This window comes from Nocardia neocaledoniensis, from assembly GCF_003182135.1.
Lineage (GTDB): Bacteria > Actinomycetota > Actinomycetes > Mycobacteriales > Mycobacteriaceae > Nocardia > Nocardia neocaledoniensis.
In genome coordinates, this window is record NZ_QGTL01000001.1 from 617,240 (window position 1) to 642,327 (window position 25,088).

The 25,088-nt window shown below is 70.7% G+C and carries 24 protein-coding genes; 5 read left to right on the forward strand and 19 right to left on the reverse strand.

The genetic code is table 11. From position 1 onward, the window contains the following. Nucleotides 1–129 precede the first annotated feature (129 nt). The 3 genes from DFR69_RS02825 to DFR69_RS02835 form a co-directional block, all read right to left on the reverse strand. Nucleotides 130–2,406 carry a polyribonucleotide nucleotidyltransferase gene (locus DFR69_RS02825; protein WP_110035786.1) on the reverse strand — a complete coding sequence of 759 codons (2,277 nt, stop codon included), beginning with the start codon at nucleotides 2,404–2,406 and terminating at the stop codon, nucleotides 130–132. A 386-nt stretch (nucleotides 2,407–2,792) separates the two neighbouring features. Continuing rightward, on the reverse strand, nucleotides 2,793–3,062 hold the full coding sequence (rpsO, locus tag DFR69_RS02830; RefSeq protein WP_110035787.1) for a 30S ribosomal protein S15: 270 nt from the start codon (nucleotides 3,060–3,062) through the stop codon (nucleotides 2,793–2,795). Between the two features lie 127 nt (nucleotides 3,063–3,189). After that, a complete protein-coding gene (locus DFR69_RS02835; RefSeq protein ID WP_110035788.1) occupies nucleotides 3,190–4,158 on the reverse strand; it encodes a bifunctional riboflavin kinase/FAD synthetase in 969 nt (322 codons plus the stop codon). A gap of 69 nt (nucleotides 4,159–4,227) precedes the next feature. On the opposite strand from DFR69_RS02835, the gene DFR69_RS02840 reads away from it, so the two are divergent. Beyond that, the gene (locus DFR69_RS02840) at nucleotides 4,228–4,995 is read left to right on the forward strand and encodes a metal-dependent transcriptional regulator (protein ID WP_244198044.1); all 768 of its coding nucleotides are present in this window, start codon (nucleotides 4,228–4,230) and stop codon (nucleotides 4,993–4,995) included. 6 nt (nucleotides 4,996–5,001) lie between these two features. Here the strand turns inward: DFR69_RS02840 and DFR69_RS02845 are convergent, their stop codons facing one another. From DFR69_RS02845 to DFR69_RS02870, 6 genes are all read right to left on the reverse strand, one after another. Next, nucleotides 5,002–5,796, reverse strand: a complete 795-nt coding sequence (locus DFR69_RS02845; RefSeq protein ID WP_110035789.1) for a hypothetical protein — start codon at nucleotides 5,794–5,796, stop codon at nucleotides 5,002–5,004. Between the two features lie 129 nt (nucleotides 5,797–5,925). Then, a complete protein-coding gene (locus DFR69_RS02850; protein WP_110035790.1) occupies nucleotides 5,926–6,348 on the reverse strand; it encodes an EF-hand domain-containing protein in 423 nt (140 codons plus the stop codon). A 178-nt stretch (nucleotides 6,349–6,526) separates the two neighbouring features. After that, a complete protein-coding gene (gene truB, locus DFR69_RS02855) occupies nucleotides 6,527–7,453 on the reverse strand; it encodes a tRNA pseudouridine(55) synthase TruB (protein ID WP_110035791.1) in 927 nt (308 codons plus the stop codon). Continuing rightward, on the reverse strand, nucleotides 7,453–8,145 hold the full coding sequence (gene npt / locus DFR69_RS02860) for a 4'-phosphopantetheinyl transferase Npt (RefSeq protein ID WP_110035792.1): 693 nt from the start codon (nucleotides 8,143–8,145) through the stop codon (nucleotides 7,453–7,455). Before npt ends, truB begins: the two co-directional genes overlap by 1 nt. Before the next feature lie 129 nt (nucleotides 8,146–8,274). After that, nucleotides 8,275–9,216, reverse strand: a complete 942-nt coding sequence (locus DFR69_RS02865) for a metallophosphoesterase family protein (RefSeq protein ID WP_373867078.1) — start codon at nucleotides 9,214–9,216, stop codon at nucleotides 8,275–8,277. 73 nt (nucleotides 9,217–9,289) lie between these two features. Next, nucleotides 9,290–9,586 (reverse strand): ArsR/SmtB family transcription factor, encoded by a 297-nt coding sequence (locus tag DFR69_RS02870; RefSeq protein WP_110035793.1) that lies wholly within the window; start codon nucleotides 9,584–9,586, stop codon nucleotides 9,290–9,292. 88 nt (nucleotides 9,587–9,674) lie between these two features. Between DFR69_RS02870 and DFR69_RS02875 the strand changes: the two genes are divergently transcribed. Then, complete coding sequence (locus DFR69_RS02875) at nucleotides 9,675–9,983, forward strand: putative quinol monooxygenase (protein WP_208643891.1); 309 nt, start codon at nucleotides 9,675–9,677, stop codon at nucleotides 9,981–9,983. Between the two features lie 6 nt (nucleotides 9,984–9,989). Here the strand turns inward: DFR69_RS02875 and DFR69_RS02880 are convergent, their stop codons facing one another. Both DFR69_RS02880 and DFR69_RS02885 read right to left on the reverse strand, forming a co-directional pair. After that, complete coding sequence (locus tag DFR69_RS02880) at nucleotides 9,990–11,120, reverse strand: lipase family protein (RefSeq protein WP_110035794.1); 1,131 nt, start codon at nucleotides 11,118–11,120, stop codon at nucleotides 9,990–9,992. A gap of 102 nt (nucleotides 11,121–11,222) precedes the next feature. Next, on the reverse strand, nucleotides 11,223–12,569 hold the full coding sequence (locus DFR69_RS02885; protein WP_244198045.1) for an MATE family efflux transporter: 1,347 nt from the start codon (nucleotides 12,567–12,569) through the stop codon (nucleotides 11,223–11,225). A gap of 325 nt (nucleotides 12,570–12,894) precedes the next feature. On the opposite strand from DFR69_RS02885, the gene DFR69_RS02890 reads away from it, so the two are divergent. Beyond that, nucleotides 12,895–14,370, forward strand: a complete 1,476-nt coding sequence (locus DFR69_RS02890; RefSeq protein ID WP_110035796.1) for an MFS transporter — start codon at nucleotides 12,895–12,897, stop codon at nucleotides 14,368–14,370. Between the two features lie 171 nt (nucleotides 14,371–14,541). Here the strand turns inward: DFR69_RS02890 and DFR69_RS02895 are convergent, their stop codons facing one another. From DFR69_RS02895 to rimP, 7 genes are all read right to left on the reverse strand, one after another. Continuing rightward, nucleotides 14,542–15,540 (reverse strand): DHH family phosphoesterase, encoded by a 999-nt coding sequence (locus DFR69_RS02895; RefSeq protein ID WP_110035797.1) that lies wholly within the window; start codon nucleotides 15,538–15,540, stop codon nucleotides 14,542–14,544. A 122-nt stretch (nucleotides 15,541–15,662) separates the two neighbouring features. After that, entirely contained in the window at nucleotides 15,663–16,112 is a 450-nt protein-coding gene (gene rbfA, locus DFR69_RS02900) for a 30S ribosome-binding factor RbfA (protein WP_110035798.1), read from the reverse strand. A 14-nt stretch (nucleotides 16,113–16,126) separates the two neighbouring features. Continuing rightward, complete coding sequence (locus DFR69_RS02905; RefSeq protein WP_110035799.1) at nucleotides 16,127–16,420, reverse strand: DUF503 domain-containing protein; 294 nt, start codon at nucleotides 16,418–16,420, stop codon at nucleotides 16,127–16,129. Between the two features lie 92 nt (nucleotides 16,421–16,512). Beyond that, nucleotides 16,513–19,452: a translation initiation factor IF-2 gene (gene infB, locus DFR69_RS02910; RefSeq protein WP_110035800.1), complete on the reverse strand. Its 2,940-nt coding sequence runs from the start codon at nucleotides 19,450–19,452 to the stop codon at nucleotides 16,513–16,515. Nucleotides 19,453–19,561: 109 nt separating this feature from the next. Then, the gene (locus DFR69_RS02915; protein WP_110036122.1) at nucleotides 19,562–19,882 is read right to left on the reverse strand and encodes a YlxR family protein; all 321 of its coding nucleotides are present in this window, start codon (nucleotides 19,880–19,882) and stop codon (nucleotides 19,562–19,564) included. 68 nt (nucleotides 19,883–19,950) lie between these two features. Further along, nucleotides 19,951–20,979 (reverse strand): transcription termination factor NusA, encoded by a 1,029-nt coding sequence (gene nusA / locus DFR69_RS02920; protein WP_110035801.1) that lies wholly within the window; start codon nucleotides 20,977–20,979, stop codon nucleotides 19,951–19,953. Next, the gene (gene rimP / locus DFR69_RS02925; protein WP_110035802.1) at nucleotides 20,976–21,605 is read right to left on the reverse strand and encodes a ribosome maturation factor RimP; all 630 of its coding nucleotides are present in this window, start codon (nucleotides 21,603–21,605) and stop codon (nucleotides 20,976–20,978) included. The genes nusA and rimP overlap by 4 nt, the downstream gene beginning before the upstream one ends. Before the next feature lie 259 nt (nucleotides 21,606–21,864). Between rimP and DFR69_RS34995 the strand changes: the two genes are divergently transcribed. Further along, the gene (locus DFR69_RS34995; protein WP_244198046.1) at nucleotides 21,865–22,650 is read left to right on the forward strand and encodes a hypothetical protein; all 786 of its coding nucleotides are present in this window, start codon (nucleotides 21,865–21,867) and stop codon (nucleotides 22,648–22,650) included. Next, nucleotides 22,647–23,084, forward strand: a complete 438-nt coding sequence (locus DFR69_RS02935) for a DUF4439 domain-containing protein (RefSeq protein WP_110035803.1) — start codon at nucleotides 22,647–22,649, stop codon at nucleotides 23,082–23,084. The genes DFR69_RS34995 and DFR69_RS02935 overlap by 4 nt, the downstream gene beginning before the upstream one ends. Before the next feature lie 178 nt (nucleotides 23,085–23,262). Here the strand turns inward: DFR69_RS02935 and DFR69_RS02940 are convergent, their stop codons facing one another. Beyond that, nucleotides 23,263–25,014: an acyl-CoA dehydrogenase family protein gene (locus DFR69_RS02940; RefSeq protein ID WP_110035804.1), complete on the reverse strand. Its 1,752-nt coding sequence runs from the start codon at nucleotides 25,012–25,014 to the stop codon at nucleotides 23,263–23,265. Nucleotides 25,015–25,088: the final 74 nt, after the last annotated feature.

Below are 25,088 nucleotides of genomic sequence, written 5' to 3' on the forward strand. Positions count from 1 at the left end.
GAAACAACGTTGCATCAACGTTGCATCCCAGTGATTCAGGACACTTTCGCCCTCTGGCCCCGAACAGCACGAAACCCCCCGCCGTGCGAGACGGCGAGGGGTTTCGCGAAGGGTGGAGCTACCGGAGCCTTACTCGGCGGCGGCGTCCTCGGCCTCGGCGGCCGGAGCGTCGGCCGCGGCGGCCTCGTCCTCGACCGGGATCAGCGAGATCTTGCCGCGGTTGTCGATGTCGGCGATCTCCACGCGCAGCTTGTCGCCGACGTTGACCACGTCCTCGACCTTGGCCACGCGCTTGCCCTGACCCAGCTTGGAGATGTGCACCAGGCCGTCACGGCCCGGCAGCAGCGAGACGAACGCGCCGAAGGCGGTGGTCTTGACGACCGTGCCGAGGAAGCGCTCGCCGACCTTCGGCAGCTGCGGGTTGGCGATCGCGTTGATCGCGTCGATCGCGGCCTGCGCCGACGGGCCGTCGGTCGCACCGACGAACACGGTGCCGTCGTCCTCGATGGAGATGTTGGCGCCGGTGTCCTCGGTGATCTGGTTGATCATCTTGCCCTTGGGGCCGATGACCTCGCCGATCTTGTCGACCGGGATCTTGATCGCGGTGACGCGCGGGGCGTACGGGCTCATCTCGTCCGGGGTGGCGATGGCCTCGGCCATCACGTCCAGGATGGTGGTGCGGGCGTCGTGCGCCTGGTTCAGCGCGCCGGCCAGCACCTGCGAGGGGATGCCGTCCAGCTTGGTGTCCAGCTGCAGGGCGGTGACGAAGTCGCGGGTACCGGCGACCTTGAAGTCCATGTCGCCGAAGGCGTCCTCGGCGCCGAGGATGTCGGTCAGCGCCACGTAGCGGACCTCGTCCTCACCCTTGTCGTTGGTGACGGTGTCCGACACCAGGCCCATGGCGATACCGGCGACCGGCGCCTTGAGCGGCACACCGGCGTTCAGCAGGGACAGGGTGGAGGCACACACCGAACCCATCGAGGTGGAGCCGTTGGAGCCCAGCGCCTCCGAGACCTGACGGATGGCGTAGGGAAACTCCTCCTGCGAGGGCAGCACCGGCATCAGCGCACGCTCGGCGAGCGCGCCGTGGCCGATCTCGCGGCGCTTCGGCGAACCCACGCGGCCGGTCTCACCGGTGGAGAACGGCGGGAAGTTGTAGTGGTGCATGTAGCGCTTGGTGGTCTCCGGGCCGAGCGAGTCGACCTGCTGGGCCATCTTCACCATGTCGAGGGTGGTGACGCCCATGATCTGGGTCTCGCCACGCTCGAACAGCGCCGAACCGTGGGCGCGCGGGATCACGGCGACCTCGGCGCTCAGGGCGCGGATGTCGGCCAGACCGCGGCCGTCGATGCGGAAGCCGTCGGTGAGGATGCGCTGACGCACCAGCTTCTTGGTGACCGAGCGGAACGCCGCGCCCAGTTCCTTCTCGCGACCGGTGAAGTCTTCGCCCAGACGCGAGAGCACGTCCAGCTTGATCTCGTCGATCTTGGCCTCGCGGGCCTGCTTGTCGGCGATCGAGAGCGCCTCGTTCAGCTCGCGCTTGGCGGTGCCCTCGACGGCCTCGAACACGTCGGCGGCGTACGGCGGGAAGAGCGGGAACTCCTCGGTGGGCTTGGCGGCCAGGGTCGCCAGGTCCGACTGCGCGCGGCACAGGCGGGCGATGAACGGCTTGGCGGCCTCGAGACCCTCGGCCACGACGGCCTCGGTGGGCGCCTGCGCGCCGTCCTCGATCAGGGCGATGACCTTGTCGGTGGCCTCGGCCTCGACCATCATGATGGCGACGTCACCGGTCTCGGTGACACGACCCGCGACGACCATGTCGAACACGGCGCCCTCGAGCTGCTCCACGGTCGGGAACGCGACCCACTGGCCACCGATCAGGGCGACGCGCACGCCGCCGACCGGGCCGGAGAACGGCAGGCCGGAGATCTGGGTGGACGCCGAGGCGGCGTTGATGGCCACCACGTCGTAGAGGTCCTGCGGGTCCAGGCTCAGCACGGTCACCACGACCTGGATCTCGTTGCGCAGGCCGTCGACGAACGACGGGCGCAGCGGGCGGTCGATCAGGCGGCAGGTCAGGATCGCGTCGGTGGAGGGGCGGCCCTCGCGACGGAAGAACGAGCCGGGGATGCGGCCCGCGGCGTACATGCGCTCTTCGACGTCGACCGTCAACGGGAAGAAGTCGAACTGGTCCTTGGGGTGCTTACCGGCGGTGGTCGCCGACAGCAGCATGGTCTCGTCGTCCAGGTAGGCGACCACGGAGCCCGCGGCCTGCTTGGCCAGGCGGCCCGTCTCGAAGCGGATGGTGCGGGTGCCGAAGGTGCCGTTGTCGATCAGCGCGACCGACTCGAAAACACCGGGCTCGACCTCGACCGCGGTCGAAGTACGTTCAGTTGTCTGCGTCATATTTCTTCTCTCGACCTCTCGTCTCGCCGGAGCGCAGCACCATGTGGGCGCGAACCAGCTATTCGTCAGCCGTACCGGACACGGACACGTGGGAACCCTCCTGGCTGCCACGCGCAGCACCCGGCCGTATCCCCCTGGCTGGAACATTCCAGAAGAGGCGACGCGGAGGCGATCATCGATCGAAGCCCGACGGCGGCGGGAAATGCCTGCCGAAAGGCCACTACCGAAGACCGACGCCACGCGGACGGATGCACACGGCTGTCACATGTTGTAGTGCACGCGGAAACCCCATGGTCGCCGAATACACGAATAGCCAACGAGAAGAGTGTACGTCTTCTCGTCGGCTATCGAGTCACCGCCTCAGCGGGGAGGCGTGTCGATCCAGGTCAGCGGCGCAGGCCGAGACGCTCGATCAGCGAGCGGTAACGCTCGATGTCCTTGGCCTGCAGGTACTTCGACAGGCGGCGACGACGACCGATCAGGGCCAGCAGGCCGTGCCGGGTGTGGTGATCGTGCTTGTGCTTCTTGAGGTGCTCGGTGAGATCCGAGATCCGCTTCGACAGCAGCGCGATCTGCGCCTCCGGCGAGCCGGTGTCCTTTTCGTGCAGGCCGTACTCGGCCAGGATGGCCGACTTCTGCTCAGTGGTCAGCGCCATGCGGCATCGACTCCTATTCTCAGTTCCGCGCTCGAAGATCCGGTTACCCGGGGTGGGCGCCACCGCGGACCGCAGCAAACCCGAGGATCCACTGTACGCGACCCGGATCGACGCCTCGAACCGGCCCTCAGGCGTCGGCGGCGGTGAGCACCTTGCGCGCGCTCTCCACGTCGCGGCCCATGGCCTCGACCAGGTCGTCGACGGTGTCGAACTTGCGCATCCCGCGCAACTGCTCGACGAAGTCCACCGCCACGTGCTGGCCGTACAGGTCGGCCTCGCCGTCGAGCACGAACGCCTCCACCGTGCGCGAACGGCCGGAGAAGGTCGGGTTGGTGCCCACCGAGATCGCCGCCATGGCCCGCTCGCCCGGCGCCACCGTGCCGATGGCCGGGCCGGGCCCGAGCACGGTGAACCAGCCCGCGTACACGCCGTCGGCGGGGATGGCGGCGTGCATCGGCGGCGCGACGTTGGCGGTCGGGAAGCCGAGGCCGCGACCACGGCCGTCGCCGTGCACGACCACGCCTTCGACCCGATGCGGGCGGCCCAGCGCCTCGGCCGCGGCGGCCATGTCGCCCGCGTCGACGCAGGCTCGGATGTAGGTGGAGGAGAAGGTGACGGCGTGTTCGCCGAGCAGCGTGACGCCGTCGACCGAGAAGCCGAACCGCTGCCCGAGCTCACGCATGGTGTCGACGGTGCCCGCGGCCTTCTTGCCGAAGGTGAAGTTGTCCCCGACCACGACCTCGCTCACGTGCAACCGCTCGACCAGCAGATCGTGCACGTACCCCGAGGGGGTGAGCTTCATGAACTCGTGGGTGAACGGCATCACGCAGAACACATCGATGCCCAGTTCCTCGGCGAGCTCGGCCCGCCGGGTGAGGGTGGTGAGCTGCGCGGGATGCGACCCCGGCCGCACCACTTCCATCGGATGCGGATCGAAGGTCATCAGAACCGAGGGGACACCGCGGCGCCGCGCCGCGGCCACCGCGCGGCTGATCAGCTGCGCGTGTCCGCGATGCACGCCGTCGAACACGCCGATCGTGAGGACGCAGCGCCCCCAGTCGGCGGGCACATCGTCGAGACTTCGCCATCTCTGCACAGAGCGAAGCCTACGCAAAGCGTTTCGGCCACGCCGTGCCGGTTCGCCGATGTGTGATTCGGGCCAGGGATGCCTAACATCAATGATGTGCCAGGTAAACGAGAGGTCGCCACCCGCCGAGCGTCGACACAGCCCGGTGAACAGGCCGAACTCGCCGCCACCGCCACACTCGCGCCCGAATTGTCCGCCGTCGCACAGGACTATCTGAAGGTCATCTGGACCGCGCAGGAGTGGTCGCAGGAGAAGGTGTCGACCAAATTGCTCGCCGAGCGCATCGGCGTGTCGGCCTCGACCGTGTCCGAGGCGGTCCGCAAGCTCTCGGATCAGGGGCTGGTCGAGCACGCGCGCTACGGCGCGATCACCCTCACCGAGCACGGCCGCCGCGCCGCCGTGGCGATGGTGCGCAGGCACCGCCTGATCGAGACCTTCCTGGTGAACGAACTCGGCTACGGCTGGGACGAGGTGCACGACGAGGCCGAGGTGCTCGAGCACGCCGTCTCGGAGCTGCTGATGTCGCGCATCGACGCGAAACTCGGCCACCCCGACCGTGATCCGCACGGCGACCCGATCCCCTCGGTCGACGGCGCCGTCCCCACTCCCCCGGCCCGCAGGCTGTCGGATTTCGCGGCGGGCGAGTCGGGCCGGGTCGCGCGCATCTCCGATTCCGACCCCGAGATGCTGCGCTACTTCGACTCGGTCGGCATCGCCCTGGACACGACCATCGCGGTCGAGGAGCGTCGCGATTTCGCGGGCACCATCGCGGTGCGCATCGGCGCGGCCGAGGCGCCCACCGAGCTGGGAACCCTGGCGGCGGAGGCGATCTGGCTGACCGCCTAGCCGCGATCAGCAGGTGAAGTAGTCGCGCAGCGCGGCCGGGACGCCGTCGGCTTCGGCGGTGCTCCAGCAGACCTCGTGCGGGAAGAGCACATAGGTGGTCCAGGTGCCGCCGGCGCGGCGCACGATGCGCTGGTTGTCGCCGGGGGTGTCGAAGGAGATCACCGCCCAGGTGCCGTCGCACCAGCCGACGGTGGCGTTGTCGAGCAGGCCGAGGTCGGCGGAGATGCCGTCGGGGTGGCAGGGGCCCGCCGCGTCCTGGAAGCGCAGCTTTCCGTCGACGGTCTGCCCGCCCGTGGTGAGGAAGGCCGCGTGCATGCCCTCCGGGACCGGGTTCGTGCCCGCGGGGGCGGTCATGCCGTAGTGGTAGCAGCCGACCGGTGCGGTGAAGACGGCTCGGCCGTCGGCGCCGGTGACCGCGTCCTGGCGCTGGGTCTCGGTGGTCTCGCCGACGGGGATGTCGTGGCCGGCCGGATCGCACGGTTGACGCAGGCCGATCCACACGGGCACGTTCGGGACGGGTGCGCCCGAGAGCGTCTCGGTGCGCAGCGCGATGGTGCCGGTCGCGGGCGTCGGCGGCGGTCCGGGAGGGGCCGGGGTGGTGACGCGCGTGGGCGTGACCGGATCCACCGGCGCGACGGTGGGATCGTCGGTGGGCGGTGCGGCCAGCGGCACCGTCACCACCGACGTGGTGACCGGTCGGCTCGTCGAGCCCGGCGACGCCTCGTTCCCGGCCGAGCAGCCCACGAGCAGCGTCACCACCCCGGCGACGATCCCGATCCAGACCTTGCGCGCAGCGACCATGGCTCACCCCTCGGACACGACAGCCATATGTCCGAGCTATCGCCGCCCGCGCGGCCGCCGTTAGCCCTGGTCCAGTGGCCCTGACAGGCATTCCCGCTGGACAGGACCGGTCGCGGCGAGCCGGCCTGCTCAGCGGGACAGGAAGTCCAGCAGCACCCGGAATTCCGGCAGCGAGAGATACCCGTCACCGTCCTGATCGGCGGCGGCGAGCAGCGCACCGGCCGATTCCTCGATCAGGCCGCCGCCCACATGACGGATCAGCGAGTCCAGTTCGGTCACCGAGATGCGCCCGTCGCCGTTCACGTCGAACACCCGGAACGCGGCGTCGGCATCGGTGACCTCGATCCGCCCCGCGACCACCGCGGCGTCGAATTCGGCCCGCGAGACCAGGAAGTCACCGTCGGTGTCGGCCGCCGCGACCATCCGCTCCACCGCGTCGCGATCCACCTCGATGCCCGCGGCGTGGATGCCGGCCACGATGTCGTCCACCGACACCTGCCCGTCCCCGTCCCGGTCCCACAGCGCGAACGTGTCCACCGATTCCGCACTCATCGCGTTCTCCCCTTCCCCACGGTCGGCGAAGTCCGCACCAACGACCGTGCCACCACTCTACGTTTCCGGCTGCCGGGAGTGGTTCTTTCCTTCCCGCGCAATGATTTCCGGGCGAGCGGTCCCGCATCGCGCTCGGGCGACCACTCGAAGACGGTGGCGCACACGAGCATCCGCGAGGTCAGTCGCCGATGCCCTGGGGACGGACCACCATGACCGAGGAGGCGCGTTTGCCGCTTTCCTCGAGGAGGGCGATGGCGCGGCCCGCGGGGTCGATGGCGGCGTAGACGCCCTTGATGCCGACGGGGTCGAGCCAGCGGCCGTTGCGCAGGTCGTCGGCCTGGGTGGCGTCGATGTCGCGGTGCGGGAAGGCGGTGCGGACGGCGGCGTCGATGTCGAGGCTGAGCAGGGGTTTTTCGGCTTCGGCGGCGGCGGCGAGTTCGTCGAGGGTGCGGGCGTGTTCGAGGGTGAAGGGGCCGACCCTGGTGCGACGCAACGCGGTCAGGTGGCCGCCGACGCCGAGCGCGGCGCCCAGGTCGCGGGCCAGCGCGCGGATGTAGGTGCCCGAGGAACAGTCGACCTCGACGTCCAGATCGACGAAGTCGTCGACGTCGCGGCGGGCCAGCACCTCGAAGCGCGACACCGTGACCGGGCGGGCGGCCAGCTGGACGTCCTCGCCGGCGCGGGCGCGGGCATAGGCGCGTTCCCCATCGATCTTGATGGCACTGACGGTGGCAGGCACCTGCTCGATGTCGCCGGTCAGCGCCGCGACCCCGGCCGCGATCCGCTCGTCGGTGACGTGGCCCGCGGGCGTGGTCGCGACGACCTCGCCTTCGGCGTCATCGGTGATCGTGGACTGGCCGAGCCGGATCGTCGCGGTGTAGGCCTTGCTGGTGAGGATCAGCTGACCGAGCAGCTTCGTGGCCCGTTCGACGCCGAGCACGAGCACGCCGGTCGCCATCGGGTCCAGGGTGCCCGCGTGCCCGACCTTCTTGGTGCGCAACAGCTTCCGGCTGCGTGCCACCACGTCGTGGCTGGTCCAGCCGCCGTCCTTGTCGACGATCACCAGGCCGCCCAGCTGGCCCACCGCCGAGGTACGCGCCGCCATCAGCCGTGCGCGATCGCGGTCAGGATCAGCCCGTCGGCGATCAGCCAGCGGCCGTCGAACCCGGTGAGCGGGGCGCCGCCGTCGTTCGTCGTGCCGGGCACGAGCAGTTCGGTGTGGAAAGTGCCCGAGCCGGAATCGGCGGTGCGGGAATCGATCTCGAAGGTGATGTGGGCGTCCTCGAAACCGAGCCAGCGCAGCGTCAGCGGGAACCACGCCTTGTAGGTGGCCTCCTTGGCACAGAACAGCAGCCGGTCCAGGTGCAGGCCGTCGGCGGGCGCGCTCGCCAGCCAGTCGCGCTCGGCGGGCAGGCTCACCGAATCGAGCACGCCCTCGGGGAGTTCGCCGTGCGGTTCGGCGTCGATGCCGACCGAACGGAAGCGCAGCGCGTGCGCCATCGCGGCGGCGCGGTAGCCGTCGCAGTGCGTGAGGCTGCCGACGACACCGCGGGGGAACAGCGGCATCCCGCGCTCCCCCTTGCCGATCGCCACCGGCGGCTCGCCGAGCTGTTCGAGCGCGAGCCGGGCGCAGTGCCTGGCGCCGATGAAATCGCGACGGCGCTTCTCGACCGACTTCGCGATGAGGTGCTCTTCGGCCGGGTGCGCCTTCAGGTCCTCGGGGTACGCCAGCAGTTCAGCGGCGGCCACCCCGGCAGGCAGAATGTTCTCGAGCAAGCCCGCCTCCCCGCGACTCATGGCCGGACTCGAGTGCTCGACCGGCGAGTTCGGCGGCTGGCGGTACGGAAGGCGGACAGTTCGCCCGTACCCGGTGAGTTACCCATGTTCATCACCAAATCAGTCGTCGATGCCCGAGGCAAATCGCTGTCATATGCCGCGCCTCCGATCCGCCTTGGCGCGCATCTCCGCGGCGGCGGCCTCCATCTCCGGGGTCACCCGGAAATGCCCGCCCCAGGAGTTGAGCTCGCCCTCGGCGTAGACCGGTTCGGGCAGGATCTGGCGCAGCAGGGGCTCGGGCATGCCGCGCCGCTTCCATTCGCGCGGATAGCCGAGGGAGACCTCCTCGAAGCGGACGCCGTCGTAGTACGTCGTGCGCGGGATGTGCAGGTGCCCGTAGACCGAGCACACCACGTTGTAGCTGGTGTGCCAGTCGGCGGTGAGATCGGTGCCGCACCACAGCGAGAACTCGGGGTAGAACAGGATGTCGGTGGGCTGACGGACCAGCGGGAAGTGGTTCACCATCACCAGCGGGGTCTCCGGGTCCAGCGCGTCGAGGCGGCGCTGGGTGTACTGCACGCGAGCGTGGCACCAGGCGTCGCGGGTCAGGTACGGGTCAGGGGCCAGCAGGAACTCGTCGGTGGCGACCACATTGCGCTCGCGCGCCACAGCCAGCCCCTCGGCCTTGGTCGAGGTGCCCTCGGGCAGCCACGAGTAGTCGTAGAGCAGGAACATCGGCGCGATGGTGACGCGGCCGCCGTACCGCTCGGCGCCGGAGCCGGTCCACACCGGGAACGGGTCCTCGGGGGTGACGACGTCGAGGTCGCGGCACATCGCCACGAGGTACTCGTAGCGGGCGGCCCCGTGCATCTGCACCGGGTCCTTCGGCGTGGTCCACAGCTCGTGATTGCCCGGCACCCAGATGACCTTGGCGAAGCGCTGCCGCAGCAGGTCCAGCGCCCACCGGACCTCGTCGGCCTTCTCGCCCACGTCGCCGGCGACGATCAGCCAGTCCTCCGGCGAATCCGGCTGGATCTGTTCCACGATCGGCTTGTTGCCCTGATGTCCCACGTGCACATCACTGACCGCCATCAACTTCGGAATCACCTGTCCACAGTGGCACACCCGCGCGCGGGGCCGCCTGGGGGCCGCCGTTGCGGCCGTGTCACGGGCCTTCGGCGACGAGTAGGTCGAGCAGTCCGGGGAAGCGCGCGTCGAGATCGGCGCGGCGCAGGGCGACGGTGCTGCGATTGCCGTAGTCGATCTGCCGGACCAGGCCGGCCTGGCGCAGCACGCGGAAATGGTGGGTGCGCGTCGCTTTGGTCACCGGGAGTTCGAAGGACGAGCAGCTGCGGTCGCCGTCGTCCGGGTCGAGGGCCAGCAGCGTGATCACCCGGCGGCGCAGCGGGTCGGCGAGCGCGGCCAGCACCGCACCCAGTTCGAGTTCTTCGGCCTCCGCCATGACACCTCCGTTAGGTACGACTTGCATCGTACCTACTGCCCGCTTACGGTCACGAAGGTACGGAAACGACCATACCCAGGAGAGCCGCGTGACCGAGACCTTCGCCCTGATGGGCTTCGCCCACCCCAAGCCCGAGCGCCGCGACGAACTCCGCGAGCTGCTGCTCTCCTTCGTCGAACCCACTCGCGCCGAGGAGGGCTGCCTCGAGTACCACTTCCATGTCGACAGCGCCGATCCGTCGGTGTTCGCGTTCTACGAGGTGTGGCGCAGCCGCGAGGATCTGGACAAGCACCTGGCGCTGCCGCACATGCGCGAGTTCTGGGACTCGCGCATGGACTACCTGAGCCGCGACCTCGACATCCGGTTCATCGACATGCTCAGCCCGTATCCGCGCTGAGGCCGTTCAGGCGTCGAACAGGCCCGCGACGAACGACAGCACGCGCGGCCGCGCCTGCGCGTCGATCTCGGGATGACCGCCGGGGTACTGGCCGAACTCCACCGCCGTCCCCGAGGCCCGCATCTGGGCGAGCAGGGCGTAGCTCATCGGCAGCGGGACCACCGTGTCGGCGGCGCCGTGCACGATGAGGATCGGCTGCCGGTAGCCGACGGTGGGCACCACCATGTAGTCGCGCAGAGCCGCGCCGACGCCCTCGGCCTCCACCGGGCGCGCCAGCAACGAACCGATCGACGCGCCGTCCACCACGTCACCGAAGTCCTCGACACAGCTGGTGGCGATCGCGTCGACCACCTCGCGGCCGCGCGGGCTGAGCAGGCCGTTCACGTCCAGATCGGGACGGGTCGCGCGCAGTCCGGCGAGAATGCCCGCGAACGGGCCGACCAGCTCGTCGACGATCGGCAGATTCGGCACGCGCGGGTCGAGCCGGGACAGGATCTGCTCGAAGTTCGATTCCGGCGCCAGGGCGACGGTGCCGCGGAAGTCCAGTTCCGGCGCGTAGTCCCCGGCGAGGTTGCCGGTGCCGAGCGCGGCGTGCCCGCCCTGCGAGCCGCCGACCACGGCCCAGGTCTTCGACAGGCCCGGCTCCGCCGCGCGGGCGGCGCGCACGAGGTCGATCGTGGCCGTCGCCTCGGTGCGGGTGTGCAGGTACGGGTGCACGGTGTCGGATCCGGCGGACAGTCCGAGGTAGTCCGGCGCGACCACGGCCCAGCCCCGATCCAGGAACGATTGCAGCAGCGGGCGCTCGTGCACCGCCTTGTTCGTGGTGATGCCGCATTGTGGGCCGAGGCCGCTGGTGCCGTGGTCCCACGCGACGATCGGATAGCCGCCCGCGGGTGCGGGCGTATCAGGCAGCAGGACGAGACCGGCGCCGTTGATGAGTCCGCCGGTGGGCCCCTCGGTGCGGTAGTCGACGATCGCCGCGCGCGACCAGTCACCCCAGCCCGCGGGCTGTTCGAGGTGCCCGAGCAGCGCGCCCGCGCCTTCCGGCGCCGCCTGCGCGGTGGGAACGCCGAGCCCGGCCCCCGCCAGCAGGACCGCGGCGCCCGTCACCAACCGCAGACCGATACCCCTGGACATCACGCCACGCACTGCTCCGCCTCCATCACCGGCTCGAAGTCGACCGTTTCGACGGTAGTGCGCCCGGACGATCGCGGCCCCAGGTGTGACGAGCGCCACTCTCTAGGCCGCGCCGCGCGGGACGTCGGCGCCCACCCTGGCCCAGCGGCCGGAGCGGGCCCTGGCGACCACCGCGAGCAGGCGCAGCAGCATGAACGCGACCAGCCCGGACCAGATGCCCGCCACGCCCCAGTCGAACACGAGCGAGAGCCAGATCAGCGGCAGGAAGCCGACCAGGGCGGCCGCGAGGGTGGCGGTGCGCAAGAACGCGGCGTCGCCTGCGCCGAGCAGCACACCGTCGAGCGCGAAGACCGCACCGGCGACGGGGATCATGGCGACGAAGAACCACCAGATGACGTGGGTGCGATCGAGGACCTGGGCGTCGTCGGTGAACAGCAGCGGAATCACGCCGGCACCCGCGGCGAAGGCGGCGGCCAGCAGGAGCGCGAAGATCTCCGACCAGCCGGTGACCCGGCGCGCGATTCCCTTGGCACCGCGCGCGTTGCCCGCGCCGAGCGCCGCGCCGACGAGCGTCTGCGCGGCGATGGCCAGTGAATCGAGCGTGAGCGCGAGGAAGTTCCACAACTGCAGTACCAGCTGATGGGCGGCGACCGAGGCCGCGCCGAAGCGCGCGGCCACCGCCGCCGCAGAGACGAAGCACACCTGGAACGAGAGGCTGCGCACGATGAGATCGCGGCCGAGCACCAACTGCGCACGCATCACCGAGGGCCGCGGCCGCAGCGAAACCCGTTCCCGCAGCAGCGCGTACACGAACAATCCGCCCGAAACGAGCTGACCGGCGACGTTGGCCACCGCCGAACCCGCGAGCTCCAGCCGCGGCGCGCCGAGCAGGCCGTACACCAGCACCGGACACAGCACGGCCGAGAGCGCCAGCCCCGCGACGACATACATGAGCGGGCGGCGCACGTCCTGCACACCGCGCATCCAGCCGTTGCCCGCCATCGACAGCAGGATCAGCGGCACCCCGAACAGGGCGATCCGCACCCAGATCAGCGCTTCGCCGGCGATCTCACCGCCACCGGCGATCGCCGCGCACAACGGCCCGGCGAACACCTGCACCACCACCAGGATCAGCACACCGATCGCGAGACCCACCCAGCTGGCCTGAATGCCCTCCTCGACCGCGCCCGCCCGGTCCCCGGCGCCGTGCCTGCGCGCCGCCCTGGCCGTCGTGCCGTAGGACAGGAAGGTGAGCTGCGTGCTCACCGTCCCGACGATCACGCCGCCGACCGCGAGCCCGGCCAGCGCCAGCGCCCCCAACCGGCCGATGATCGCCATGTCGAACAGCAGATACAGCGGTTCGGCCACCAGCACGCCGAGGGTGGGTAGCGCGATTCCGAGAATCCGCCGCGGCCCGACCTCGGCCTCCCGCTCCACCGTGGAACTCACGCCCGTCCCTCCCGTCCCGGGGCGCCTCCCGCGCCGCGTCCGCCGATGGTCGCACACGGCACCGACGCGAATGGAGCGACGTGACCGCCGGACCGGTTCGCCTCTGAGCGCGGGTGGCAAACCATTGGGCGGCAGCCCGGAGTGACTGCCCGAACAACCTGTGGCCGGTCGAGCCCCCGCGACCCGACGCTCGGCGGACCACTGCCGGATTCGGTGAAATCGTGCGCGCCTGCCCTCGACGCGGCACTATTGGTCACTCGCCCAGCTTTGGTCTGTCCGGTCCACTGAGCGACCTGACCCGCATCGGAGTACCGAGGACATCGCGATGACGAACCGATGGCGCCTGATCACGGCGTTCGCCCTGGTCGGCGCGGCCACCCAGCTGGTGTGGCTCACCTACGCGCCGGTGACGACGGTCGCGGCCGAGCACTTCGGCGTCTCCGAATCCGCCGTCGGCTGGCTGGCGAACATGTTCCCGCTGCTCTACGTGGTCCTGGCGATACCGGCGGGCATCCTGCTCGATCGCTGGTTCCGGCCCGCCCTGATCGCGGGCGCGGCGCTCACCGCGCTCGGCGCCGACCTGCGCCTGCTCCACGACGGATTCCTCGTGGCGCTGCTCGGCCAGACGATCGTCGCGGTGGCCCAGCCGCTCGTCCTCAACGCGATCACCGGCATCGCCGGGCACTATCTGGCCGAGAAGGACCGGGCGACCGGCATCGCGGTCGGCACCGCCAGCACCTTCGCCGGCATGGCCGCGGCCTTCGTCCTCGGCGCGGCCTTCCCCGCCGAGCATCAGCTGTGGACGCTGACCGCCCTCGGCGCCGGATTCGCCACCGCGGCGGCTGTGCTCCTCACCGCCGAACTGGGGCGCGCCACCGAGAGCCTGCCCCCGAGCTCCGCCGAGGCCGCCACATCAACGATCCCCGCCGGCCAAGTCCGCGGCAGGGCCGGGCTTCCTCCCTCGAGCACCGACGCGGCCACCCGGTCGCCTTTCGCCACGACTGCGGTCTCCGCGGCGGATTCCGCTCACGCCGCCGGTGACGACCGTGTAGAGGATTGCGCCTCAGCGGGTTCCAGCGCGGACGGGTCCATCGCCGCCGATTCCAGCACAACCAGTACCAGCGCAGGCGGTGACGACGCAACCGGTTCCGTCCCCGGCCGGGAAACACCTGCCGAGCAGGGCCCCGTCGCGGGCGCGTTCGCCCGTTCGCCGAACGGCACCGGCTCCCCGCTGACGGTCCTGCGAACGACCCTGCGCGACCGCTACGTGCGTCGGCTGTGCGCCGCGGTGTTCTTCCCCTTCGGCACCTTCGTCGCCCTGGCCACCTACGGCCAGGCGCTGCTCGAACCCGCCGGGGTGAGCGCCGACGCCGCCAGTGTCGCGCTGCTGATCAATGTCGTGGCGGGTGTGATCGGGTGCGCGGTCGTGCCGGTGGCCGTGCTGCGGCGCGGCGTCGAACTGCCCGCGGTCATGGTCGGACTCACGGCCAGCGCCTTCGCCTGTCTGCTCGTCGCCGTCGCGCCCGGTCTGGCCACGGGGTTTCTGGCCTTCGTCCTGATCGGACTCACCCTGCTGCCCGCGCTGCCGATCGTGCTCGCCATGGCCGAACGACACACCGGAACGGCCGAGGGCACCGCGGCGGGGCTGATCTGGATGTCGGGCAACCTCGGCGGTCTCCTCGTCGCCGGTGTCACCGGCCTGCTGGTCGACCTACCGGCACTGGCGTTCGGATTGTGCGGGGCGGCAACGATTCTCGGCGTGCCGCTGGTTCGGCGACTGCGGCCGGAACCGGTCGGCTGATCGGCACGCCCTGACCCGGGCCCGCACACCGGCCGAGACCGGCGCACAATGCGGTAGCTGACCGCGACGGTGGTGGTGCCGGGTCGTGCGGATCCCGAGGACACCACCCGCCCTCCGCCGCTGGTGAACCATGCCGCGAGCAATCCGGCTCGCGACCAGCGAATCCAGCGCTCAGCCGAGTGCGGCGATCAGCGCGCGCACCACATCGCCCGCGCTCCCGTACGTGGTGTAGCCCGCGGCGAAGCGGTGGCCGCCACCACCGAACGTGCTCGCGACCGCCGCGACATCGACGCCGTCGGCGGTCCCCGGCGCCGAATCGCGGGACCGCAGTGAGACCGTCCAGCGGTCGTTCTGCCCGCGCGATTCCTTGAAGACGGCGGCGATCCCCGCCTCCGAGGTGGTGCGGACGACGTCGATCACGCTCTCCACCTCCTCCGGCCCCACCTCGTGGGTGTCGGCGGCGCGCACGAGCGCGTACACCAGCCCCACCCCGGCGGCCGACGGCACGACCACGGCGGAGGCGAGGACCTTCGACAGCATCGGCAACCAGGAGAACGGATGGGTGTCGAGCAGGACGCGGGTGATCTCGGTGCCGTCGATACCGGTGGCGAGCAGCCGCTCGGCCAGGCCGTGCGAACCGGGACGGGCCCACCGGAACGACCCGGTATCGGTGACCAGGCCCGCGAACAGGCAGTGCGCGATCTCGGCGTCGATCGGCACGCCCCACGCGTCGAGCAGCCGCGTGACGAGCTCGGTGGTCGAGGCGGCGGTCTCGTCGATCAGGTCGACGGTGCCGAACCCCTCGTTGGCGCGGTGGTGGTCGATCACCAGCGTGGCCGACGCACCGGGCAAACGGTCGGCGAGCGCGCCGAGCCTGCTGCGCGCACCGCAGTCGACCACGATCAGCAGGTCGACCTCGCGCGGCACCTCCGTGGGCGGCACCAGGTGTTCGATGCCGGGCAGGGTGCGCAGCGACGCGGGCAGTTCGGCGGGCTCGGCGAACGACACGGTCACCGGCACGCCCCGGCGATCCAGCGCCAGCGCCAGTGCCAGCCCTGACCCGATGGTGTCGGCGTCGGGTTGCACGTGGCACAGCACCGTCACCGAACGCGCCGCCGCCAGCACGGCGACGGCCGCGTCCAGCACGGTCGCGTCGCGCACGCTCGTCATGCCGGGTCGATTCGGCGAGCTCGCACAGCCACGCGAGCTACCGGCCACGCACCGCGGTGTGCCCGGGCACACCGCGCAGCCACGCCGACCACCGGCGCCGGGCCCTGACCGTCCATGCCGGGCTACTCGTCGCCGTCGTCGTCGCGATCGGACTTGTACGGGTCGGCGTCACCGGCGTGGGTGGCGTTGGCCGCGACCTTGGCGACCTCGTCGTCGATGGCGCGGGCCCTGGCCAGCAGCTCCTCCATCTCGCGGGCCGCGTCGGGGACCCTGTCCAGCGTGAACGACAGGATCGGGGTGAACTTCACCCCGGTTCCGGCACCCACCTTGGATCGCAGCACGCCCTTGGCCGCGTCCAGACCGGCGGCCGCGGCCGCGTAGTCGGGTTCGGTGTCGAGCGTCTCGCCCATCACCGTGTAGAACACCGTCGCCTCCCGCAGGTCGCCGGTCACCTTGGCGTCGGTGACGGTGACGAACCGCAGCCGCGGATCCTTGATCTCGTACTCGATCGCGGTGGCCACGATCGAGGAAATCCGCTTGGCGAGTCGGCGTGCCCTGGCTTGATCCACCATGGCGGTACCTCCCTCTAGTCTTCGGGTCCGAAGATCCGGCGGCGTACTGCCAGCAACTGTAACTCCGGACGGGCGGCGACGTGCCGCTCACACTTGTCGAGCACCTCGTTCAGGTGCCCGGTTTCCGCACTGACCATGGCCACGCCGAGCAGTGCCCGGCGGTGCAGGTCCTGATCTCCGGCCTCGGCGGCGTTCACCGCGAAACGCTTCTGCAGCTCGGCCAGGATCGGGCGGATCACCGACCGCTTCTCCTTGAGCGAGTGCACGTCACCGAGCAGTAGATCGAATTCGAGCGCACCGATGTACAGCGGTGCTCACCTCCTGGTAGATGGGATTCGCCCGCATGACCGCACGCCGCACCCGAAGACCTCGGATGCGGCGTGCGGAACGGTGTGCGATATCAGTCGCGCGGCTTCTCGCGCAGCTCGTAGGCCTCGATGATGTCGCCGTCCTTGATGTCGTTGTAGGTCACGGTCATACCGCACTCGTAACCTTCGCGCACCTCGGTGGCGTCGTCCTTCTCCCGCTTGAGCGAGGAGATGGTCATCGTCTCGGCGATCACCCGGCCGTCGCGGATCAGGCGCGCCTTGGCGTTGCGCTTGACCGAACCCGACAGCACCATGCAACCGGCGATGTTGCCGACCTTCGACGAACGGAAGATCGCGCGGATCTCCGCCCGGCCCAGCTCGACCTCTTCGTAGATCGGCTTGAGCATGCCCTTGAGGGCCTTCTCGATCTCGTCGATGGCCTGGTAGATCACCGAGTAGTACCGGATGTCGACGCCCTCGCGGTTGGCCAGCTCGGTGGCCTTGCCCTCCGCACGGACGTTGAAGCCGATGATGATCGCGTTCGAGGCCGACGCCAGGTTGACGTTGGTCTCGGTGACGCCACCGACACCGCGGTCGATGACGCGCAGCCGCACCTCGTCGTCGATCTCGATGCCGAGCAGGGCCTCTTCGAGGGCCTCGACCGTACCGGAGTTGTCGCCCTTGAGGATCAGGTTGAGCTCCGAAGTCTCCTTCAGGGCGGCATCCAGATCTTCCAGGCTGATCCGCTTGCGGCTGCGCGCGGCCAGCGCGTTGCGCTTGCGCGCGTTGCGGCGGTCGGCGATCTGGCGAGCGATCCGGTCCTCGTCGACGACGAGCAGGTTGTCACCGGCGCCGGGCACCGAGGTGAAACCGACGACCTGGACGGGCCGCGACGGCAGGGCCGCCTCGACGTCGTCGCCGTGCTCGTCGACCATGCGGCGCACGCGACCGTAGGCGTCGCCCGCCACGATCGAGTCGCCGACACGCAGCGTGCCGCGCTGGATGAGCACGGTGGCCACCGGGCCACGGCCGCGGTCGAGGTGCGCCTCGATGGCGACACCCTGGGCGTCCATGTCCGGGTTGGCCCGCAGGTCGAGCGAGGCGTCGGCGGTCAGCAGGACCGCTTCCAGCAGCGCGTCGATGTTGGTGCCCTGCTTGGCGGAGATGTCGACGAACATGGTGTCGCCGCCGTACTCCTCGGTCACCAGGCCGTACTCGGTCAGCTGCTGCCGGATCTTGTCCGGGTTCGCGCCTTCCTTGTCGATCTTGTTGACCGCCACCACGATCGGCACGTCGGCCGCCTGGGCGTGGTTGATCGCTTCCACCGTCTGCGGCATGACGCCGTCGTCGGCCGCGACCACGAGGATCGCGATGTCGGTGGCCTTCGCGCCACGGGCACGCATGGCGGTGAACGCCTCGTGACCCGGGGTGTCGATGAAGGTGATCAGGCGCTCTTCGTCGTTCAGGTTCGTCAGCACCTGGTAGGCGCCGATGTGCTGGGTGATGCCACCGGCCTCGCCCTCACGGACGTTGGCCTTGCGGATCGTGTCCAGCAGTCGGGTCTTACCGTGGTCGACGTGACCCATAACGGTCACGACCGGCGGACGCTGCTCGAGGTCGTCCTCGCCGCCGGCGTCCTCGCCGTAGGTGAGATCGAACGATTCCAGCAGCTCGCGGTCCTCGTCCTCGGGGCTGACGACGTGGACGACGTAGTTCATCTCGCTGCCGAGCAGCTCGAGGGTCTCGTCGTTCACCGACTGGGTCGCGGTGACCATCTCGCCGAGGTTGAACAGCGCCTGCACGAGAGCGGCCGGGTTCGCGTCGATCTTCTCGGCGAAGTCCGACAGCGACGCGCCACGGGCGAGACGGATGATCTCGCCGTTGCCGCGGGGCAGCCGCACGCCACCGACGGCGGGCGCCTGCATGTTCTCGTATTCGGCGCGCTTCGCCCGCTTCGACTTACGGCCACGACGCGGAGCGCCACCGGGACGACCGAACGCGCCTGCCGCGCCACCACGGCCACCGGGACCACCCGGACGACCGCCGCCGCCACCGGGACGACCACGGAAACCACCGGCCGCGGGCGCACCGGCACCCTGGCCGGCACCGGGGGCACCGCCACCGCCACCGCGGTAGCCGCCACCGCCGCCACCGGGACGACCGGCGCCACCGGGCGCACCGCCCGGACGACCCGGACGGCCACCGGCCGCCGGACCCGGACGCGCGGAGCGCTGGGGCATGGCACCGGGGTTCGGCCGCGGGGGCATCGAACCCGGGGTGGGACGCGGACCACCGGGACGCGGGGCACCGCCCTGCGCGGCGGCCGGACGCGGGCCACCCTGGCCCTGACCGGGACGGGGACCGCCCTGACCGGGCGTGGGACGGGGACCGCCCTGACCCGGCGTCGGACGCGGGCCGCCCTGCGGGGCCGGACGCGGCGCGGGACGCTCACGATCGGGCGCGGAGCTGAACGGGTTGTTGCCGACGCGCGGAGTCTTCGGACCCGGCTTGGGGCCGGGACCGGCGGGACGCGGCGCCTGGGCGCCCGGCGCGGGCTGACCCGGACGCGGCTGACCCGGGCGCGGGGCGCCGGGGGCGGGACGCGGGCCGGGGGTGCCGGGCTTGGCGGCCGGAGCCGACTGCTGCGCGGCGGCCGGGGCGGGCTTGGCGGCCGGAGCCGGCTTCGGCTCGGCCGGGGCCGATTCGGCGGGCGCCGGGGTGGCCGGTGCCGCGGGGGTCGCCGCCGCGGCCGGAGCCGGGGTGGGACGCGGGCCCGGACGAGGACCGCCCGGGGTGGGCTTGGCGCCCGGACGGGCCGCCTGGGACGGTCCGGGACGGGCCGCCGGCTTCGCGTCGCCCGCCGGGGCGGACTTCGACGCGAGCGATTCCCGCAGACGACGCGCGACGGGTGCTTCCACCGTCGAGGACGCCGACTTCACGAACTCGCCTTGCTCCTTGAGCTTCGCGAGTAGTTCTTTGGACGTGACACCGAGTTCTTTGGCCAACTCGTGCACGCGGGCCTTGCCTGCCACTGCTCTCCTCACTGAGAGGCCGAGCAGCGCCACCGTGTAAGGGGACGGCGGCCCGCACGACCTCGGGTTATCTCCGATGGACGTTCATCGTTGGTGCTTCACGGTGTGCTCATGAGTGCTCGTGCCTGTTCTCGAGGTACTGCTCCAGGGCTGAGATATCCAGATTTCCGGACACTCGTAGGGCTCTGCCGAATGCTCGGCGCCGCTCTGCGGAACGCAGACAAGCTGAAACGGGGTGCAGCCAGGCACCCCGTCCGGGAAGTCTGCGCCGCGGGTCGGGAACGATCGCGACCCCGGTCGAACCGGTGTCCCGATGCCGCGCCACGATCCGCAACAGGTCGGCAGACGGCTCGCGCTGACGGCATCCGATACAGGTTCGCACGGATTGCGCGGGCCGGTCTTCCCCCCACTCTACCGGTGACCCGGTCATAACGACGAACCCCTCCCCTCTCGAAGTTACGAACATGTCATCCGGGGGCCGGGATTCCCGCGTTTTCGTCAACTACGGTGCGCCTCCGGCCGCATGCTGCCGCCCTGCTCCGGGGCCGCGTCGCTGCGGATATCGATGCGCCAACCCGTCAGACGCGCGGCCAGGCGGGCATTCTGGCCCTCCTTGCCGATCGCCAGCGACAGCTGGAAGTCGGGCACGATCACCCTGGCCGCCCTGGCCTCCGGATCGACGACGGTGACCGAAACCACCTTCGACGGCGAGAGCGCGTTGCCGACGAAGGTCGCCGGGTCCTCGGCGTAATCGATGATATCGATCTTCTCTCCCGCCAGCTCGCTCATCACGTTGCGCACGCGCTGGCCCATCGGGCCGATGCACGCGCCCTTGGCGTTCACGCCGGGCACGGTCGAGCGCACCGCGATCTTGGAGCGGTGCCCGGACTCGCGCGCCACCGCGACGATCTCCACCGACCCGTCGGCGATCTCGGGCACCTCGAGCGAGAACAGCCGGCGCACCAGGTTCGGGTGGGTCCGCGAGAGCTGGATCTGCGGACCGCGCGGACCGCGCGAGACGCCGTAGACGTAGCACTTGATCCGGTCGCCGTGCTCGTAGGTCTCGCCGGGCACCTGTTCGGCGGGCGGGATCAGGCCCTCGGCGCCGTTGGCCTCGCTGCCGATGCGGACCACCACGATGCCGCGGGCGTTGGCCCTGGCGTCACGCTGGACGACACCGCCCACGATGTCGCCCTCGTGGGTGGAGAACTCGCCGAAGGACTTCTCGTTCTCGGCGTCGCGCAGCCGCTGCAGCACCACCTGGCGGGCGGTGGTCGCCGCGATGCGGCCGAAACCCTCAGGCGTGTCGTCCCATTCGGAGACCAGGTTGCCGTCGGCGTCGAGTTCGCGCGCCATCACCCGGACCACGCCGGTCTTCTGGTTGATGTCGATGTAGGCGTTGGGCTGATGGCCCTCGGTGTGCCGGTAGGCGGTCAGCAGCGCCGACTCGATCGCCGAGATCACGGTCTCGATCGGGATGCCCTTGTCGGCGACGATCGCCCGCAGAGCTTCGATTTCGATGTTCATTCCGCAACCCCTTCGGTGGGAGAGTCACTGTGTTGGCCTGCAGCGGCGAGGTCGGCGGGCTCTTCGCCCGGCACGGGTCGGCCCGCGGCGATGCCGCCGGCCAGTTCGAGTTCGGCGGCGCCGGGTGGGTTGAACTCCACCTGCACGACGCCGGTGGCGATGTCGGCGAGCGGCACGTGCACGCGGTGCGGCTTGTTCTTGCCGCCGAGCACGAGGGCGATGGTCCCGTCGTCGGCGAGCACCCCGGCGCGCGCCTCGAAGCGCGCCTTGCCCTCGACCGGTTCGGCGCCCTCGCGCAGCGTCACCTTCACCTTGCGACCCTGGGCCCGGCGCCAGTGCCGCTCGGCGGTCAGCGGCCGGTCGACCCCGGGGGTGGTGACTTCGAGCAGGTAGGCGGCGTCGCCGGAGTCGGCGGCCTCGTCGAGCAGCGCCGACATCTCCCGGCTGAGCTCGGCGATGGCGTCCAGATCGGCCGGACCGTCGCTGTCGACGGTGACCTTCAACCGAACCGGCGCCAATTCGTCTTTGCCCGCGGACGTGATCGCGACGCCCTCGAGGTCGAATCCCCGGCGTGCGACGAGCTCAGCGACGAGCTGGCTCACCCTTTCCTCGGTGGGCATCGGCATATGGGCGGCTCCTGGTTCAGTTGTGACGCGATCGGAAATTTCTACGCCGAAGGTCTAGCGTAACGCGCTCCGAGAGTGTAAAGGACCAGCGGACGGCCGTCGCGCACCGGTCCGGGTCGGCGTGCCCATCGTGTCGCGACACCGGCGAGTGCGCCGCCGCGGATCTGGCACGATGGTGCTCGTGCCCTTCCGCCATACCGCCCCGCCGAGCGCCGGGCGACCTTCCGGCATGCGCTCCGACCGGCACGAATCCCGCCCGATGACGAGCGAGTCGTCGCGCCTGGTCGCCGAGCAGCACCCCGGACCGACGCCACCGCCCGCTCCGCCGACCTCGGCGTCGACCGTACCGGCACACCGGGATTCGGCCGCGGCGGCGGTGTCCACCCACGCGGCGTACCGGCGCACCGCGCCGCACCCCACCACGGGTTCGACAACGGATCGCCGTGCGGTGGGTCGGGTTCCCGCCGAGACCGCACACCACGACGCTGCCCTTGCCCCGAGGCCCCCGATCCGGCCCGCCGTCTGGCCGCGGCGCGCGATGCTGCGTGTCCTCGGCGGCAGCGCCGCGACGATTCCGGCGCTCGCCGTTCTCACGGCCTGCGCCGAGGACGACACCGTGCACGCCCCCGATCCACTTGCCGCGCAAGAGGTTCTGGCCCGTGCCGACGCCGCGGCCGCACAGGCGGCGATCGCGCTGGCCCCCCAGTCGCAGGCCGCGCTCACCACCATCGCGACCGAGCGCGGTGCGCACGCCGACGCCTTGCGCACCGAGATCGACCGCGTGATCGGCGTGTACGGCGACGGCACCACGCCCGTGCATCGCACCGGCGAGGTGCTCGTGCCCGGCCCCGACGGGCGGTCGGTGCCCGCCTCGGTCGCCGCGACACCCACCCAGCCGCTCACGCTCGCCCAGTTGCGCGATCAGCTGGTCCGCTCGCAGCAGTCGGCGGCCACGGCGGCGCGCACCCAATCCGGTTACCGCGCAGGACTGCTGGCCTCGATCAGCGCGGCCTGCGCCACCCAGGCGGGAGTCCTGCTGACATGACCGAGCAACGCCAGGCCCTGCAGGCCGCGCTGGACCGCGAGTACGCGGCCGTCTACTCCTACGGCGTGATCGCGGCTTACGCCAACGCCGACCGGGCCCGCCTGGTCGCCGAGTTCGGCGCCGCGCATCGCGCCCGCCGCGACGCCACCATCGAACTGCTCGAGGCGAGCGGCACGGCGCCCGCCGCCCCCGGCGCGGCGTACACTCCGCCGTTCCCCGTCGACGACCCGATCCCGGCGGCCCACCTGGCCGTGGCGGTCGAATCCGATTGTGCGGCAGCGTGGTACACGGTGGTCGAGTGGGCTTCCGACGAATCGGTGCGCGCCGCCGCGACCGAAGCGCTCACCGAAGCCGCGGTACGCCGCGCGCGCTGGCAGGCCATCCTCGGCGCGACCCCCGTGACGACGACGTTCCCCGGCCGCGCCGCGGTGTGATCGACGCTCGGCCGCTCCGCCGACGTGGTCACGCGGCTCGACAGGGGCCCGGCGCCGACCGCCGACAGGCCACGTGAGCGGTCCGGCGCCCGATGCGACCGGGCCGCGAACCGACGGTGGCCTGTCGGCCCGGTCAGCGCCGCCGGCGGTGGGCCGCGGCGCCGGCGACCCCGGCCGACTACGGGCGCATCGCGTACGCGCCGTCGTAGGACTCCACCTGCTGCCACACGCGGTCGAACCGCTCGGCGTCGGCGACCGGGCTGTGCAGGGCGCCGACAGCCCAGGCGCGCTGGTCCTCGGTGACTGACGGCTTGCCGAGCAGGGCGGTCGCGTGGGTGTTGAAGTCACGGATCTGGAAGTCGAAGATCTGGTCGACGACATCGCGATCCAGGCCGGTGAGCTCGGCCTGTTCGAGGATCAGCTGGCCGTAGACCACCGTCGAGAACAGGTGACCGATGGTCAGCATGAAGTCCAGGTCCTTCTGCTGCGCGGCGTCGGGCGCGGCGGTGAGCAGCAGGGTGCGCAGCGCCTGGGCCTGCTCGTAGAACCGGGCCACGTTGGGCACCTGGGCGGCCTGCTCGTAGGCCGGGGTCCAGTCGGCGAACTGCACCTTGCCCGCGCCGCGCGCCGGGCCCTGCCGCCAGAAGAACTCCTGGTCGCCGGGCGCCAGGTCGGTGCCGATCGCCGGGTACTCCTTCGGGTTGAGCAAGTAGTTGGGCATGAACTTCAGGATCTGGCCCACGTTCACGTGCACCGTGCCCTCGAGCCGGGGCAGGTGGTTGATGTAGCGCGAGGCCTGCGCGAAGTAGGTGGCCTTCTCGAAGCCCTTGGCCGCCAGCACATCCAGCAGCAGGGTCATCGCGACCTCGCCCTCGGAGGTGACCTTGGACTTGGTCATCGGGTTGAACAGCAGGTAGCGACGATCCTCGAGCGAAGCGCTGCGGAAGTAGTCCACCGCGCGGTCGCTGAACAGCTTCATCGCGATCAGCCGGGCGTAGGCCTCGACGAAATTGCCGCGCACGTGGGCGAAGTCGGTGACCGGGTTGCCGTAGAGGATGCGGTTGTTGGCGTGGGTGATGGCCTCGAAGAACGAGTGCTCGACCATGCCGATGCCGCCGTGGCAGAGGTTGAACTTGCCCACGTTGACGGTGTTGAGCGCGGCCGAGAACGCCTCGGGCCCCTCGTGCAGCAGGTCGGCGGCGGTCACCGGGTAGTTCTCCAGCCGGAAGTGGCTGACGTACATCTGCCCGTGGATGACGCTGTCGATCAGGTGGTAGTTCTCGTGGCGGCTGTCGGCGGCGAACCAGACGTAGCCCTCGGCGCCCTCGACGTCGGCGCGGCGGGAGAACACCGAGACCATCGAGGCGACGTTGCCGTTGCCGATGTAGTACTTCTCGCCGTCGGCCCGGAACAGGATGCCCGCCTCGGCGTCGGCGCTGCCCGGCTCGCTCGGGGTGAGGATCAGGTCGGTGTTGTAGATGTCGGCGCCGTGCTCACGCTCGGACAGCGCGAACGCCATGACCTGACCCTCGTCGAGGTCCGCGGCGGCCTTGCGCTTGGCGATCTCGTTGTCGCTCTGCCAGATCGGGCCGAGGCCGAGGATGGTGACCTGCTCGGCGTACCAGTAGGCCAAGCCGTAGAAGCCGAAGATCTCCGAGAGCGCCGCGTTGCGGGCGGCGTCCCAGCGCTTGTTCGGGTCGCCGTCGGCGTAGGCGGCCGGGGTCAGGAAGGTCGCGAACAGCTTCTCCTTCGCGACGAAGTCGAGGAACTCCTGGACCCACACCGCGGCCCGGTCCTCGGCCAGCAGCTGCGCCTTCCCCTTGGATTCGAACCACTCGATGGTGGCTCGCAGCAGCCGCCGGGTCTCGGCATCGAAATGCTGAGGGTCGTAGGTGGCGGGGTTGAACAGCAGGCTGGGCGAACTTGTCATGCCGGTAACTTAGCAGCGCCGCCGCGTCACCACACCGGCCCTACCTGCACGTTTCCCCTACGTAAGCGTAAGTT

Coding starts and splice junctions, on each gene's coding strand:
- DFR69_RS34995 (WP_244198046.1), top strand. CDS start 21,865: ATGACGAGCGAGTCGTCGCGCCTGGTCGCCGAGCAGCACCCCGGACCG.
- truB (WP_110035791.1), bottom strand. CDS start 7,453: ATGGCGGCGCGTACCTCGGCGGTGGGCCAGCTGGGCGGCCTGGTGATC.
- DFR69_RS02880 (WP_110035794.1), bottom strand. CDS start 11,120: ATGTCCAGGGGTATCGGTCTGCGGTTGGTGACGGGCGCCGCGGTCCTG.
- rimP (WP_110035802.1), bottom strand. CDS start 21,605: ATGCCGATGCCCACCGAGGAAAGGGTGAGCCAGCTCGTCGCTGAGCTC.
- DFR69_RS02865 (WP_373867078.1), bottom strand. CDS start 9,216: ATGGCGGTCAGTGATGTGCACGTGGGACATCAGGGCAACAAGCCGATC.
- DFR69_RS02935 (WP_110035803.1), top strand. CDS start 22,647: ATGACCGAGCAACGCCAGGCCCTGCAGGCCGCGCTGGACCGCGAGTAC.
- DFR69_RS02870 (WP_110035793.1), bottom strand. CDS start 9,586: ATGGCGGAGGCCGAAGAACTCGAACTGGGTGCGGTGCTGGCCGCGCTC.
- DFR69_RS02940 (WP_110035804.1), bottom strand. CDS start 25,014: ATGACAAGTTCGCCCAGCCTGCTGTTCAACCCCGCCACCTACGACCCT.
- DFR69_RS02845 (WP_110035789.1), bottom strand. CDS start 5,796: ATGGTCGCTGCGCGCAAGGTCTGGATCGGGATCGTCGCCGGGGTGGTG.
- DFR69_RS02825 (WP_110035786.1), bottom strand. CDS start 2,406: ATGACGCAGACAACTGAACGTACTTCGACCGCGGTCGAGGTCGAGCCC.
- rpsO (WP_110035787.1), bottom strand. CDS start 3,062: ATGGCGCTGACCACTGAGCAGAAGTCGGCCATCCTGGCCGAGTACGGC.
- DFR69_RS02895 (WP_110035797.1), bottom strand. CDS start 15,540: ATGACGAGCGTGCGCGACGCGACCGTGCTGGACGCGGCCGTCGCCGTG.
- npt (WP_110035792.1), bottom strand. CDS start 8,145: ATGAGTCGCGGGGAGGCGGGCTTGCTCGAGAACATTCTGCCTGCCGGG.
- DFR69_RS02890 (WP_110035796.1), top strand. CDS start 12,895: ATGACGAACCGATGGCGCCTGATCACGGCGTTCGCCCTGGTCGGCGCG.
- DFR69_RS02915 (WP_110036122.1), bottom strand. CDS start 19,882: ATGACCGGGTCACCGGTAGAGTGGGGGGAAGACCGGCCCGCGCAATCC.
- nusA (WP_110035801.1), bottom strand. CDS start 20,979: ATGAACATCGAAATCGAAGCTCTGCGGGCGATCGTCGCCGACAAGGGC.
- rbfA (WP_110035798.1), bottom strand. CDS start 16,112: ATGGTGGATCAAGCCAGGGCACGCCGACTCGCCAAGCGGATTTCCTCG.
- DFR69_RS02840 (WP_244198044.1), top strand. CDS start 4,228: ATGCCTAACATCAATGATGTGCCAGGTAAACGAGAGGTCGCCACCCGC.
- DFR69_RS02850 (WP_110035790.1), bottom strand. CDS start 6,348: ATGAGTGCGGAATCGGTGGACACGTTCGCGCTGTGGGACCGGGACGGG.